Genomic DNA, 13,788 nt, shown 5'->3' with positions numbered 1-13,788 from the left:
GAGTGGATGGTTCTTGTTTAAAAGTATTGAAATCTGTATGTAATTCTTGCTCCTTTAATCAAGATAATAGTATCGAATCTTTGAAAAATTCAGTTCAAGAGTTGGATGCATGGCTAAAATATAAAACTCCAATCAATCTATGGTTGCCAACCCTTGACCTCGAAGCAGACATCAAGGTAAGTCGATTAGACTTAATTGAGATATCGGGTAATCATTGTAAACACAACCTTTCACGATTAACCCGCGTGTCAAAACTAATACATAAAATTTTAAATAACAATAACAATGAAAACTCAGTTTCACTAGAAAAAATCCCACTGGCATTAGATGATTTTCGGACACATTTGCAGGATAATTATTTTATTTACTACGGGACCTATCTCAGTGAGATGCTCAACAATATACGCTGGGGTATTCAAAACTACCTTCAACCAACATACAAAGTTTCTTACAAAAAAGATGACTATAACGATATGAAATATAGTTATGAATATCCTGCACAAATAACCCAAGAAATCCCAAGGCAATGGTTTTGGAGGTTGATGAATAATATTAGAACTGGACCACCCATCAAAAAGTTTACATGCGCACGCTACCTTAAAAACAAAAGCTCACTTGAATGGCGTTAAAGATCAAGTTGTTTTTACTAACATTACTTGACACTAACTGTTAAGATTGTGTTAATAACAAGCCATATATAAAAAATATTTTAAAAAATAAAAATCTATAAGTTTGGAAGTAATTAGTATATCTATTTATTATTCTGATTTGTTAAATTCGAAAAGAGGTATAACATGTCAAAACTAAAATTTTATGCAGTTAAAATAGGTAGAATTCCGGGCATATATCAAACGTGGGCTCAAACTGAAGAACAAGTAAAAGGTTTTTCAGGAGCAGAATATAAATCTTTCCCAACGTTGGAAGAAGCTGAAATTTATATTTCAAATAGGGAAGACCGTGTTGAGTTAGATTTAAATGAAGAAGGCTATGATGTTAATAAAGAAATAGAAAAGAAAATACAAAACCTTAATGAAGGAGAGGTGATTGCATTTGTAGATGGCAGTTATTCTCCTGATATAGATGGAAAAGAAAAATATGGATTCGGTGCTATCTTGTTTACTAAAGGACATGAACAGAAACTATTCAAAGCTTATGTAAAACAAGAGTATATGGAGTCTAGAAATGTAGCAGGCGAATTAAGTGGAGTTAGAGAATCAATATTATGGGCGATAGAAAACAATAATAAGAAAATTACAATTTATTATGATTATGAGGGAATTGAGAAATGGGCAAAAAAAGAATGGAAAGCGAATAAGAAAATTACAAGGGAATACACTAAGTTTATTGACGAAAAATCTAAATTAATAAAAATAAATTTTATGCATGCAAAAGCACACAGCGGAATAATCTATAATGAAATGGCTGATGATTTAGCAAAAAGATCTTTATTATCTAAAGGATACAAGGCTTATAATGATGGATCTGTGTATTTTATAGGCTTCAGCTTAGAAAATTGGATAAATATAATAGGAGAAGTATCAGTAGAAAATAAAAAATATAATGAAGAAGAAATAATAAAAAACATTACAAAACCTAAGAATCATTTAAGTAAAATAGAGGTTTCATATATAAAAGATAAGATGGTGATTAGTTGTTATCCTGGTGATAAATCATATGTTCAGGGGAAGCAAAGTATGCTGTTTCAAAAAACAATATCCTATGCGATAGAAAGGCTGCCAACAGAAAGTGCAGTTATAGAAACATTAAATACTTATCATGCTTTGACAATAGAAGAAGAAGAGGTTGAAAATAAATTAAAAATTTTGCTACCAAATTTTCCTGGTGAAATTGGAGATTTAAAACATTATAATAATATGTTATCAGCCATATATAATACGATGCTGGTCGGATATATGCCAGATTATACATGCTTGATTACGCCTGTTTTTAGGGCAATGGAGTATTATTTACATAGAATATTGGGAGATAAACTAGGCAATAACACCATGACAAGCAATGGAAAAAACTATTTTTCTTATTTCAATCGAGAAGAGGGTTCTTCCAGATATTACTACACTTCAGAAAAAGGCGACGCTACTGTAGAGCAAATAGAATTTTTAAACGATTTGTATAATTTTTATAATAAAATACGACATCCATATGCACATTGGTCAAAAGACTCTATTGATACTCCTGTTATATCTGATATGAGCGTAGCGAGAGATTTAATACTGGAAGGCTTAGAACTTATAAACAAGTATTATATAATATGCTAATATCAATTTGCGGTGAAAGGAGGATAATTTAAATGAACAATTATCTAATCACCAATATAGAAACTATCAAATTTAAAAAAATCATTACTTTGTTAGACTACGATAAAAAACTTTCAGATATTTTAAGGTCAATTAATTTATCCTCTTTAAAAGGTACGGCTATACTGGTTGATGCTGCTTTAGTTTCAGGTATCAATCAGTATAGATTCATTGAAAGTAAAGTAACTGCTGAAGGCTATCTCGATTTAAATGAGTACGAATATATTGATGTAGACCAAAATATATTAAAGTTAGCAAACGATATAATAAGAAATAATCTTAGTAAACTAAATAATTCTATTTTAACCATTCCACAAAAAGAGAAAATAAGTAATTGTCTATATACTCTCGGTTAATAACTAAAGTTACATTACAAAAAACACCCAACGAGATTTGGGTGTTTTTTGTATTATGGCTACGGCACTAGAGAAGACGGGAACAACTTGACGATTTTCAAAATTTAGGAACTATTAAAATAAAAACAAAATTAATATATATAGCATATACATATACCACCGATCAATAACTTTTTCCTCTTCAAGGTTTTGATCCCCTGTTAAACCTAAGTTGAACATCTTATTTAAATGAGCTTAGGCAGTTATATAAACTTAGTTTAATAGGCCTGCATAAATAAAAAAAGATGTGAATATTATAAAATCTTATGCTTAAAAAAGCTTAGGACTCAAATACTTTTCCCCTTTCATCTTGATAAATAGTTAAAAAGGGAGGAAAATTCAGAGAGAAACTCTCGTCGTTTTCATAAACCAGAAATAGATTTTCTTTCTATTTCTGAGGAGATGATAATGATGTTAAACCGTAGAAACATAAGGTCGCTTTCTCTTGTATTGCTCTCAGTTTGTTTTGTCTTGTACCTGTGTATTCCAACAAAGAGCACAGAGTACAGAAACACGGCGGAAAGTGCTCGCGAGAGTGTCTGGAGAGCAATTACTTCTGGAGGTTGCAGTTCGGCGACAGTTGCTGTTATGGACGGAGGAAAAATCGTTTACTCCGAAGGGTTTGGTGCGGCAAATCGAAAAGACGGCAGATATGTGAACAAGACTACGAGGTTTAACGTTGGCTCTACGAACAAAATTTTTACGGCCACAGCCCTCTTGATGCTTGTTGATGATGGTAAAATCTCACTTGACGACCAAGTAATCAAGTATCTTCCCGAATTTACCATGAGAGACGACAGGTATAAAGACATCACGATAAGAATGTTGATGAACCACTCTTCCGGACTTCCTGGATCCAGTTTCTTTTTCTGCTACACTCCTCACGGCGACACTCACAGAATGCTGCTTGAACGGCTAAAGGAATCAAACCTCAAACATGCTCCTGGAGCAATGAGCGTCTATTGCAATGATGAATTTACTCTTGCTGAGATGATTGTCGAAAAAATAACCGGAGAGAAATTTATTGCTTTTCTTTCAAAGAGAATATTCCAACCCTTAAAAATGAATAATACATATACAAGCGTGGGTGAAGTCGGCGGAGATATTGCGGACTTCTATGACCCACAGAGTGGAGAGAAACTCCCTCCGGAAGTTATTCTCGTCCATGCAGCAGGCGGACTGTCTTCCACGGCAGAAGATATGTGCCGTTTTGCCGACAGTTTCTGCTCGGGTGGAAAGAAGATACTTTCTAATCGTTCTCTCGAAGAAATGCTCAAAAGCCAGCCAACTCCCTTCTCTTCCAAATTACGAGGTTCCCATCTCTTAGATTCATTTGGCTGGGATTATTCTTACTTACCTAACTACGATTCTCTCGGCATAGACTTGTACTCCAAGACGGGGGGCACTGGAGCCTACTCCACGGGGCTTTTGATAATTCCGGACAAGAGGCTGGCAGTTGTGGCAAGTCTTTCTGGACGAACAAGCGGAGAGTATGTTGCAAGGTCGATTCTTGACGGGCTTTTAAAGGATAAAGGACTGCCAGTACCGTCAAAACAGAAAGTAGTGTGTCCACCAGAAGCTGAAATTATTCGGCATGAACTTGATATTTTCGAGGGATTTTATACGAACGGCGGAAACTTCATCAAAATTAAATTTGATTCTGATAGAAAGGGAATGAAGACAACGGACGTCCTCTCTGATTCAGATAAGATTTTTCATGGTGCGGCGGAGGGAGCCGGAAGTCATTTTGTCTACAGCAACGGCTCTTTTGTTGCTTTCGATATAAACTTCAGCGGATATTTTCTTAAAGATGAAGAGCATCTTTGTTTCGTCTCAGAGAAAGATCCGTTGTATGGAGCCGATGTCGTGATGTGCCAAAGTGTTCCCAAGCTTGCCAATCCCAAAAAACTTTTCACCGACGTAGATGGAAAGCTTTGGCTTATGAGAAATCTACCGGCGTCTTCACAGTTCTCAAGAGAAGCTCCTGTTGCCAAGTCTTCGACATTTAAAGAACTCCCCGGATATTTGACTCTTGTAAGTCCTTTAAGAGTAGAAGACGAACATAATGCATCTTATGCGGCACCATTTTTCCGAGATCAGTCTGAGCTAAGTATTTATGAAAAAGATGGTGTGCTTTGGGCAAAGAGCAATGTATTCCTTTTTTCAGATGCTAATGCCGTGCAAAGTATTAAAACAGGAGAAAATGCGATTGTCATAGAAAAAGAGGGATTGAGCGAATGGCGTAGGGTCGAAAGTGGAACACTGCTTTCGTTTGAATTGCCGTTTGACGGAAGAATTATGGTAATAGCCGGAGATAGAGATAACTCAGTTATTTATGACAGTATCCTCTCTACTGACGAAATCTACGCGCCACCAGGAAGTTATGTCGCATCTTTTGGACTTGTCGGAGACAAGTTTACGGTGATATCAAAATAAAAACCTTGCTATTTGATTTAAGTCGAATATTGCGAATTTATTGAACTGTTGTTATGAGGAGGGCTTGATATGAGTGAATACTTTGAAAATAAAGTGGCAGTGATAACGGGAGCGGCTTCGGGAATAGGGCTTGGGATTACAGAAGAGCTGCTCAAAAGAGGCGCGAAAGCAATATTTATGGGCGATTTCAACGAAGCCAATTTAGAGAAAGAGTCCGACCGTCTGAAGAGCGTTTACCCAGGCAAAGTGTTCCCGATACTTACTAATGTCACTAAGTTAGATGAAGTCCAAAATTTGATATCTAAGGCAAAAGAGCGTGGCGGGCAGATTGATTTTCTCTTTAATAACGCCGGCATGGGAATGACTCTGCCAACTGAAGTGATTACGTTTGAAATATGGAAATACATTGTAGATCTGAATCTGATGGGTGTAGTGTACTGAACATACAGCGCCATTCCTATTATGAGAGATCAGGGATTCGGCCATATAATCACAACGGCATCCCTTGCAGGCAAAGTCCCCTTCCCCTATCAAGCTGTATATACGGCAACAAAGAGCGCGGTGATATCAATGATGGAATCTCTGCAATATGAGCTTGAAAGCTACGGATTGAGCTTCAGCTATATCTGCCCGGGCAACGTCAACACTCCCATTTTTGCAGGCATTCAAGCACCAGCCGATTCAGTTAGTATTGAAGATGCGGTTGAATACATAATTGCAGAAGTTGAGAAAAAGTCACTTGGCATAATCTTTCCTGAGACAGCAAGAATAATAGACTACCTGTACAGAGAGAAGAGAGATGATTTTGATAAGCTGATGAAAAAAATGGCGGACGAGAGAAGAGAAAACTACAGAACAAAGGGCACCTACATTTAATTTATTTCTCTTACTATAAAAACATAACGCTCCAAGTACGCCTCGCAAATTATTAAAATTATGGAGGTGAAGAGATGAGAGTCTCGTGGGCTTTAAAAAAAGTTGAAATTCCGATGGATATTGTAGTCCTCATGGTTGCCGGTCTCGCCATGTTGATTGCCGGGCTTTTGCTCTTCCCCGTCTATGCCGGCAAACTTCCATACTATGAGAACGGCCTGTACGGTCTGCTTATATTCATATTCGCACTGCAAATTGTGGTGCTCGGAAAAACACCGTTCGGAGATATTTCTGAAAGAACACTGCCTTTGTTGATATTTGGCATTCTGATTGCTTGTGTCGGAATAGTCACATGCTATGTTCCGGATATTTTGAAAAACATTCCGAGAATAATTCTTTTTCTATGTTTCGGCCCTGGAGGGCTCTTCCTTTTGCTCCGAATGTTCATGTCAAAAAGCTATTTTAAACTGTGGAAAAATGAGGGTGGAATACTTCTAAAACTCGCCTTCAACTGCGCAGCAGTCTACTCCTTTTCGATATTTATTTCAGTCTTGCTTGTGAAGGGAGATATTGTTTCAGGTTCAGCGACTGCGATTTTGTTGCTGTTATACGGGATGCTTCTTCTTTCACTCTGTTTTGTGCTTTATAGAGTCTATGAGGTCTACCCTGAAAGCATTAGAGAAATTGGCGGCAAAATAAAGCTTTCAAATGAGAGAGCTTGTATGCTCACAGTAGGCGTGTTGACGGTATTGCTCGGAATTTTGTTGATCCCTATCAAACTGGGGATGTTGCCTTTTTCCGGAAGTGCGCAACTCGGACTCCTTGTCGTCATTATCTCTCTGAAGATGATGGCATTCGGAAACACTCCTTTGGGAGCGTTCGCCAGAACATGGTCTCTCGTTTCACTGGGACTCATTTTTGCCTCCATGGGAATTATTTCATGCATAGTTCCTGAAATAATGCTTCCATGTCTGACTTTGATAATTGCTCTTCTCTACATAGTTGGTGGAACAATCCCGATATCAAGAAAGTTGCTCTCGCTTAGGAAAAGAGAAGCGAACAGGCCTCGTCTCCCTGCGATATTGACAAAACTTACTGTTACACAGACAACAATTAGCACACTTTCGATAGTTTTCGGAACATCGATGCTGATAAGAAATCTCATACCAGGGCCACTCTTGGGCATAATTCTTACTGCAAATGGAGTACTTCTTCTCTACCTTCTGTCGCTACTTTTGAAAATTGATAAAATTAACGCCGAATAGAAGAGATTAAATGTATAAAAACAGGACATGGTAAATGTATTAAGGTAATTTAGAAGTATATTAGTAAAAAGAAAGGCAGATGAAGACAATGATTCCGGAAAAAATGATTGAAGTCTTAAAGCATGAAGGAGTTGTTTCAATAGTCACTCAAGACATAGAAAGCCACGTAGTAAATACTTGGAACAGCTATCTTAAGATTATAGAGGGAGAAAAAGTGCTGATTCCGGCAGGTGGAATGAATACTACAGAGGGAAACTTAAAAGAAAACAGCAGAGTCTTGATGACCTTGGGTAGTCGTGAAGTAGAAGGCTTTCACTCTATGGGGACAGGATTTTTAATAGAGGGAATAGGTAGATTCTTTTATGAAGGAGAAGAATTTGATCAGATGAAAGAAAAATTCCCATGGATGAGAGCAATCTTAGTCGTTAAGATAAATAATGTAAGTCAAACTCTTTAGGGTATAACTGTAATCTGCAATAATGAGTTTTATAAAAAAACAAGGCGGCAGAATATCTGCCGCCTTAACTTAAACTATTCTTTTATTTACTTTTTATCTTTTTCTTCAATGTCCATCTGTATTACTCCTTCTTCGAGGAGGCTTTCTACGGAAGCTTCCAGATCGGGAGTTGAGAAGTCGTCATCATCGTTCATATTCGGTTCCATGAGAAGACCGAGTCCTTCTGCGACTGTGTGTAGGACGTCTTTTGTAACTTCTTCCATAAGTTCGGGGTTCTCGCTCAGGTAGTTAGCTACGTTTTCTTTGCCCTGACCAAGAGTTTCTCCTTTATATGTTATCCATGAGCCTCTGCGTTTAAAGACTTCTCTGTCGAGAGCCATGTCTACTACTGAGACGGATTTGGGAACTCCCTTTCCGTAAATGAGTGTTGCTCGTGCCGTACGGAATGGAGGTGCTTGTTTGTTTTTAACGACTTTGAGCCAGAGTTCGTGTCCTGTTACTGTATCGCCTTGAGTTACCTGTTTGCCGCGTCTGACTTCTATTCTTACGGAGCTGTAGAACTTGAGGGCACGTCCACCGGTTGTCGTCTCTTGGGGACCGCCGTAGCTGTAGCCTGTACTGATTTGTGCGCGAAGCTGATTTATGAATATAACGGAGGTATTGCTTTTTGATATTGCGGCTGTGAGTCTTCTGAGTGCGTATGACATGAGTCTTGCATGAAGGCCGACCTGATTTGAGCCCTCTCCCATTTTTCCATCTATTTCTGCCTGAGGAGTTAGAGCTGCGACTGAGTCAACGACAACTACATCAAAGGCGCCACTGCGAACCAGTGTGTCTAGTATGTAGAAGGCTTGTTCTCCACTGTCTGGCTGTGACATGTATAGATTTGCCGTGTCGACTCCTATTGATGCGGCAAGTCTTGGATCAAGAGCGTGTTCGGCGTCAATAAATGCAACGTAACCGCCATTTCTCTGTGCTTCTGCAAGTATGTGAAGTGCGAGGGTTGTTTTTCCTCCGCCTTCCGGGCCAAATATCTCTATGACGCGCCCTCTGGGAACTCCGCCAATGCCAAGAGCTACATCCAACGGCAGTATTCCGGTCGGGATAACTTCTGCTGTTGTCTCTACTTCATCGCCAAGGCGCATAATTGCACCGTCGCCAAATTTACCTCGAATTTCACTCAGTGCTTGTTCCAGAATATCCTCTCTGGTTACTGCCGACTTCTTAGCCATTTGTTTACCTCCCATATTTAATGTATACAATTTGATTTCATTTTAAATTATAGCAGTTTTTTATATTTTGAAAAGCCCGAGAATTTCATGTATTGGACCGGATTGAGTAAGCTCGCTTTTCATCAGCGCTATTTCCTCTACTAACCAAGGTTCTATCAATAATTCGCTGTTTTTCATTTTATTTATGATGGTTTTCGAAAGAACTGTGTGTCTTTTCACTCGCCCTAAGGTGAGATGTGGATGAAAGGGAGATCTCTCTATTCCTGCTCCGGCATTGGACGTTGCATTCTCAACTTCTTTTTGCAGTAGTTTCAGCGGACCTAAATCACCTTGTATCCTCGTCCATATAATGTTTGGTTTATTTATGTTGGGGAAAGCATCAATGCCTTCTGTGTATAGAGTAAAACTTCCCTGCTGTTTGAGATTATTTAACTGATTTTTTATTTCTTCAACTATTTTCTCTTCGCACTCGCCACAGAACTTCAGGGTGATGTGCAAGGTGGAAGGGTCAACCCATTTAATCATTTTCGCGGTTTCAGTACGAATTGAATCTATCCGTTTAGAGATAGCTTGTCTCTGCTTTTGGGGGAGAAGTATTGATATAAAAACTCTCAAGATTTTTTACCGAATGCAAAGTTTTTATTTTTCATCGGTACTCAATTCCTCCAATAGAAAGAATAGCACCTGTCTTAAAGCCGCTTCTCTTATTTTATTTCTGTCGCCTTTGAAAACGCGCGTAAATGACGTGGTCTTGCCTTTCGAAGCGTAGCCGAACCAGACTGTGCCGACTGGCTTTTCTTCGCTTTCGCCTGCCGGGCCCGCAATCCCCGTTGTACTAATTGCGATATCAGATTTATATATTTTTCTGGCGCCTGCCGCCATCTCTTCGGCACACTCTGCACTTACGGCACCATATTTTTCCAAAGTAGTTTTGTTTACTCCTAGTATGTTTTTCTTGGCTTCATTCGAATATGTTACTGCTGAGCCTAAAAAGAATTCTGACGCTCCGGCTATTTCTGTCACTGCAGCTCCGATAAGGCCTCCGGTGCAAGATTCTGCAAAAGATATTTTTATGTTTTTGTCTGTGGCAACTCTAAAGAGTCGTTGTACAAGCAGGAAGTTGTCTTCACTCATATTCCTACCACCTCACTAATTGCAGTTATTCCGCCAGCAAAGAACAACCACTGAAAAAACCGAATAAGGAGGTTGGTGAGTGCTCCTCCGAGAATGTCATCTGCCATGACACCGAGTCCTCCCGGTAACTTTTCCATCTGTTTTATGGGGAAAGGTTTTGTTATGTCTATTATCCTAAATAAGAAAAGAGCGACTATTACGTAGGTGAGGTCAAATCCGAAACATGCGATCCAACTACCCGCCACTTCGTCTATAACCACTTCTCCAGGATCTTCGCTTTTGGTTGCTTTTACATATTTATCTGCAGCAATAGTGCCTATCAATATCAGGGCGGCAATTCCCCAAATGGGTACTCCGCCTAGCAATATCCAGATAATACATGCAACAATAGAGGCTAATGTTCCGGGCATGTTGCTGAAACGCCCAATTGTTCCAAAAGTAGATATCATGCCGTACCACGTTTTCATCTGTGCTGTTAAATTCATTTCTCTACTTCCTCTCCAACCATATCGTGCGGCATGGCTTCTTTTAATTGTACTTTGATAATATCTCCCACTTTTAAATCTTCACGAATATTTCTAATTTCTATCAATCCATCTACTTCGGGTGCTTCTCTAAAGCTTCTGCCCTCGGCAAATCCATATTCCCACTCAACATTTTCCAGCAACACGTCCACTTCTCTGCCTACGAAGAGCTGCTGTCTTTTAAAAGATATCTCCTCTTGTACAGCCATGAGCGTGTTAAGCCGTTTTTTCTTAGTTGCTTCGGACACTTGTCCCGACATTTCATAAGCTTTTGTTCCCTCTTCCGCAAAGAAGGTAAAAGCTCCCATTCGGTCGAATTGAACCTCAGATATAAAGTCAATCATTTTGTCGAAATGCTGTTTTTTCTCTCCGGGGAAACCTACCATACAGGTAGTTCTTAGAGCAAAATCGGGGTTTATCTCACGTGCTTTTTTGAATATGGCCAGTAGTTCTTCATCACTCATGCCGCGATTCATTGCGGACAATATGCGTGAGTCCCCATGCTGTATGGGAACATCTAGATAGGGAAGAATTTGACGGCCGGAAGAGATGCGTTCCAACAGCTGTGTTGTGACTCGTGCAGGATGAAGATATAAGAGACGTATCCATATGTCTTTCGGCAGTGATGATTCCAGTGAATCCAAGAGTTCAATGAATGAGCTCTTGTGGTATATGTCTGTTCCGTAAACTGTGAGATCCTGTCCCACAAGGCAGAGTTCGCGAGCTCCTTCGCTCACGAGCTGCTCTGCTTCGCTCACTAACATTTTTATGGGAAGGCTGCGTAAATCGCCCCTAATAGAGGGAATAGTGCAGAAAGTGCAGTGATTATTGCATCCTTCACTTATTTTCAGGTATCTCGTGTGTTTGGATGAGAGTGGCAGAATGGAGCGGAAACGCCCTAATTTTTCTTCGTTGCCTAAATATGTGAGGACTTTGCCCCAATCTTCACTGTCAGCCCAAAAGTCAACTTCGGGAAGATCTTCGTTCATTTCTCCGCTGTATCTGTTTACAAGGCAACCAACAACACCTATTTTTTTGAGTTTTCCTTCGTGTTTAAGCTGTTCTAAATCCAGTATTGCAGCGACACTTTCTTCAACTGCGGGTCTGATAAATCCACAGGTATTGACTATCCCTACTTCAGCAAGGGAGACGTCTTCAACTAAAGTGTGTCCAGCTCTCTTTAGTTCGCCTGCTAAACATTCGCTGTCAACTTTGTTTTTTGCACAGCCTAAACTCAGTATATAAATTTTCATTTATATAGTTCCGGCGTTTCTTCATCGACCGGATTGTTGAGCAAATAAAGTTTTAACCCTTCTTCTGTCAAACCTGCACCTATGCCGAGAGACATTCTTATGCGCGCTTGACTTGAACTCAAATGACCTCCAGATATAACGCCCATTTCTGTAAGTTTTGCAAAACTTCCTTCATACAATCCGGTTCTTGAAACTTGCCCTTGGAAACAGCGAGAGACTATTGCCACGGGAATTCTTCTTCTGATGAGATTTCGAACGTGAGGCACCCACGAGGGAGATATGTTGCCTGTTCCAAATCCGGAGAGGACAACCCCTTCTATTTCTTTGTCATTTGCCAGTGCGGCGATTATCTTCTCCCCGCCTCCAAGTGAAGCAGTTACAATCTCAACGACTGGTGTTCTTTCTGGGCGCCTTAATAAAAAAACCGGTCTCCCGTTCGGTCTGACAAATCTTATTTCTCCATTTATAATTTTGCCGACAGAACCCTTCCCCGTTGACTGGAACACGTTGTCTTGGCTCAAAGGATCTATCATGACAACTTCAGCTGCATCAAAAAGCTCCCCGCTGGAACAGACTAGGACTCCCCTGTTGCGTGCCTCGTGAGAAAGTGCAGCCAGTACGGAACAGTTTAAGTTCTTCAGTCCCTCTTCAAGTCCAACACGACCCTGTGTCAGGAGATTTGCAAAAATAACAGGTTCTGAGTGTTGCCACAGGAGATCTGCCATGTAAGCCATCTCCGACATTACAGCTGTTCCGGATACGACTATAATCCCGGTATATCCTTGTTCTATAAGAGAGTCGAACATATTGGACATTTCCAGCATAAGCGGCATCGAATAGTGACTGCTCGGCTGACAGCTCCAATCTATCGGTTCGCAAAGTTTTGCAAGATCTCCCGGCAAACAGTCTAATAGTGAGCAAGGATCAACATTATCCTCCTGAGTGGAGAAACTTCCTGCCAGCAGAAGTGCCAGTTTTGTTTTTGTTTCCAAGACTTATACCTCCATTCGCATATCATGCGATTGAGAAAATTAATTATAAATGACTTTCTGTACATCTGTATATTAACGCAAAGGACAATCTGTTACAAACTTACGCCTTATTTAATAGACGAAGTCAAATGTTACACTTCTTTTCCAAAAGATGATAAAATACTCTTCGAATAGGCTTTTATGAATTATACGTCTAAATCTTTTGGAATTATTTTAGCACTTTTAGAACTTAATTATAGGGGGAACATTATGAGCATTATCACACAATGTATTGTGCTGTTTCATGGTCTCGTAGATTGGCTTGTCGCTGTAGTAGGGCACTTGGGTTATCCCGGCGTAATCGGACTTATGTTTTTGGAATCATCCTTTTTCCCATTCCCAAGCGAAGTCGTTGTCCCACCTGCGGGCTATCTTGCCTCCAAGGGCGAAATGAATTTGATTATAGTTATTCTTTCGGGAATATTTGGAAGCATTTTGGGAGGCCTTTTTAACTACTGGATAGCAGTAAAGTGGGGGCGCCCTATTTTCGAAAAATATGGCAAGTACTTCTTTATCACAAATGAAACATTGGACAAGGCTGATGACTTCTTTGAGAAACATGGACATATAAGCACCTTTACGGGAAGGCTTATCCCTGTTCTCAGACAGTATATTTCACTTCCTGCCGGTCTTGCAAGAATGCCTTTGAAACAGTTCTGTGCCTATACTGCTTTGGGTTCCGGAATTTGGGTGGCAATCCTGGCCTTTGTCGGATATTTTCTGGGCAGCGATACTTCTTTGATACAGCAAGAAGTTAAAAAGATATCCTTTTATCTTATAGCCGGATGCGTTATACTTATACTGCTATATGTGTATCTGCATAGGAGAAAAGCAGCAAAAAAGACTGAAAAAGAAGAGGACTAATTTATAAAA

At 39.7% G+C, this 13,788-nt stretch carries 13 protein-coding genes and 1 pseudogene; 8 read left to right on the top strand and 6 right to left on the bottom strand.

The window, feature by feature from the left end; translation table 11 throughout:
* Window positions 1-80: 80 nt before the first annotated feature.
* From GXZ13_00490 to GXZ13_00460, 7 genes and pseudogenes are all read left to right on the top strand, one after another.
* Entirely contained in the window at window positions 81-629 is a 549-nt protein-coding gene (locus GXZ13_00490) for a hypothetical protein (GenBank protein NLX74324.1), read from the top strand.
* A gap of 165 nt (window positions 630-794) precedes the next feature.
* On the top strand, window positions 795-2,276 hold the full coding sequence (locus GXZ13_00485; GenBank protein ID NLX74323.1) for a ribonuclease HI: 1,482 nt from the start codon (window positions 795-797) through the stop codon (window positions 2,274-2,276).
* 32 nt (window positions 2,277-2,308) lie between these two features.
* Window positions 2,309-2,671 carry a hypothetical protein gene (locus GXZ13_00480; protein NLX74322.1) on the top strand — a complete coding sequence of 121 codons (363 nt, stop codon included), beginning with the start codon at window positions 2,309-2,311 and terminating at the stop codon, window positions 2,669-2,671.
* A gap of 450 nt (window positions 2,672-3,121) precedes the next feature.
* The gene (locus tag GXZ13_00475) at window positions 3,122-5,146 is read left to right on the top strand and encodes a beta-lactamase family protein (protein NLX74321.1); all 2,025 of its coding nucleotides are present in this window, start codon (window positions 3,122-3,124) and stop codon (window positions 5,144-5,146) included.
* Window positions 5,147-5,215: 69 nt separating this feature from the next.
* Window positions 5,216-6,022, top strand: a pseudogene (locus GXZ13_00470) (SDR family oxidoreductase).
* 74 nt (window positions 6,023-6,096) lie between these two features.
* Window positions 6,097-7,284: a hypothetical protein gene (locus GXZ13_00465; protein ID NLX74320.1), complete on the top strand. Its 1,188-nt coding sequence runs from the start codon at window positions 6,097-6,099 to the stop codon at window positions 7,282-7,284.
* Window positions 7,285-7,372: 88 nt separating this feature from the next.
* On the top strand, window positions 7,373-7,741 hold the full coding sequence (locus GXZ13_00460; protein ID NLX74319.1) for a pyridoxamine 5'-phosphate oxidase family protein: 369 nt from the start codon (window positions 7,373-7,375) through the stop codon (window positions 7,739-7,741).
* An 86-nt stretch (window positions 7,742-7,827) separates the two neighbouring features.
* On the opposite strand, the gene recA is transcribed toward GXZ13_00460, so the two are convergent.
* From recA to GXZ13_00430, 6 genes are read right to left on the bottom strand one after another with little or no spacing between them, the layout of a single operon-like run.
* Window positions 7,828-8,973, bottom strand: a complete 1,146-nt coding sequence (gene recA / locus GXZ13_00455; GenBank protein NLX74318.1) for a recombinase RecA — start codon at window positions 8,971-8,973, stop codon at window positions 7,828-7,830.
* Window positions 8,974-9,033: 60 nt separating this feature from the next.
* A complete protein-coding gene (thpR, locus tag GXZ13_00450) occupies window positions 9,034-9,588 on the bottom strand; it encodes an RNA 2',3'-cyclic phosphodiesterase (protein NLX74317.1) in 555 nt (184 codons plus the stop codon).
* Between the two features lie 24 nt (window positions 9,589-9,612).
* A complete protein-coding gene (locus GXZ13_00445; GenBank protein NLX74316.1) occupies window positions 9,613-10,107 on the bottom strand; it encodes a CinA family protein in 495 nt (164 codons plus the stop codon).
* Window positions 10,104-10,592, bottom strand: coding sequence for a phosphatidylglycerophosphatase A (locus GXZ13_00440; GenBank protein NLX74315.1), 489 nt, complete (start codon window positions 10,590-10,592; stop codon window positions 10,104-10,106). Before GXZ13_00440 ends, GXZ13_00445 begins: the two co-directional genes overlap by 4 nt.
* Window positions 10,589-11,884 carry a 30S ribosomal protein S12 methylthiotransferase RimO gene (gene rimO / locus GXZ13_00435; GenBank protein NLX74314.1) on the bottom strand — a complete coding sequence of 432 codons (1,296 nt, stop codon included), beginning with the start codon at window positions 11,882-11,884 and terminating at the stop codon, window positions 10,589-10,591. Before rimO ends, GXZ13_00440 begins: the two co-directional genes overlap by 4 nt.
* The gene (locus GXZ13_00430) at window positions 11,881-12,876 is read right to left on the bottom strand and encodes an asparaginase (GenBank protein ID NLX74313.1); all 996 of its coding nucleotides are present in this window, start codon (window positions 12,874-12,876) and stop codon (window positions 11,881-11,883) included. The genes rimO and GXZ13_00430 overlap by 4 nt, the downstream gene beginning before the upstream one ends.
* Window positions 12,877-13,125: 249 nt before the next feature.
* On the opposite strand from GXZ13_00430, the gene GXZ13_00425 reads away from it, so the two are divergent.
* Window positions 13,126-13,779, top strand: a complete 654-nt coding sequence (locus GXZ13_00425; GenBank protein NLX74312.1) for a DedA family protein — start codon at window positions 13,126-13,128, stop codon at window positions 13,777-13,779.
* The last annotated feature ends 9 nt before the right edge of the window (window positions 13,780-13,788 follow it).

It is taken from the genome of Synergistaceae bacterium (assembly GCA_012728235.1).
In the GTDB taxonomy this organism is placed as follows: domain Bacteria; phylum Synergistota; class Synergistia; order Synergistales; family Synergistaceae; genus JAAYFL01.
This window is presented reverse-complemented; position numbering and strand designations above follow the sequence as displayed.

What these genes read in the sequence shown, in the direction of transcription:
- GXZ13_00485 (NLX74323.1), top strand. Translation starts at nt 795, where the DNA reads ATGTCAAAACTAAAATTTTATGCAGTTAAAATAGGTAGAATTCCGGGC.
- GXZ13_00480 (NLX74322.1), top strand. Translation starts at nt 2,309, where the DNA reads ATGAACAATTATCTAATCACCAATATAGAAACTATCAAATTTAAAAAA.
- GXZ13_00475 (NLX74321.1), top strand. Translation starts at nt 3,122, where the DNA reads ATGTTAAACCGTAGAAACATAAGGTCGCTTTCTCTTGTATTGCTCTCA.
- GXZ13_00465 (NLX74320.1), top strand. Translation starts at nt 6,097, where the DNA reads ATGAGAGTCTCGTGGGCTTTAAAAAAAGTTGAAATTCCGATGGATATT.
- GXZ13_00460 (NLX74319.1), top strand. Translation starts at nt 7,373, where the DNA reads ATGATTCCGGAAAAAATGATTGAAGTCTTAAAGCATGAAGGAGTTGTT.
- recA (NLX74318.1), bottom strand. Translation starts at nt 8,973, where the DNA reads ATGGCTAAGAAGTCGGCAGTAACCAGAGAGGATATTCTGGAACAAGCA.
- GXZ13_00445 (NLX74316.1), bottom strand. Translation starts at nt 10,107, where the DNA reads ATGAGTGAAGACAACTTCCTGCTTGTACAACGACTCTTTAGAGTTGCC.
- GXZ13_00440 (NLX74315.1), bottom strand. Translation starts at nt 10,592, where the DNA reads ATGAATTTAACAGCACAGATGAAAACGTGGTACGGCATGATATCTACT.
- rimO (NLX74314.1), bottom strand. Translation starts at nt 11,884, where the DNA reads ATGAAAATTTATATACTGAGTTTAGGCTGTGCAAAAAACAAAGTTGAC.
- GXZ13_00425 (NLX74312.1), top strand. Translation starts at nt 13,126, where the DNA reads ATGAGCATTATCACACAATGTATTGTGCTGTTTCATGGTCTCGTAGAT.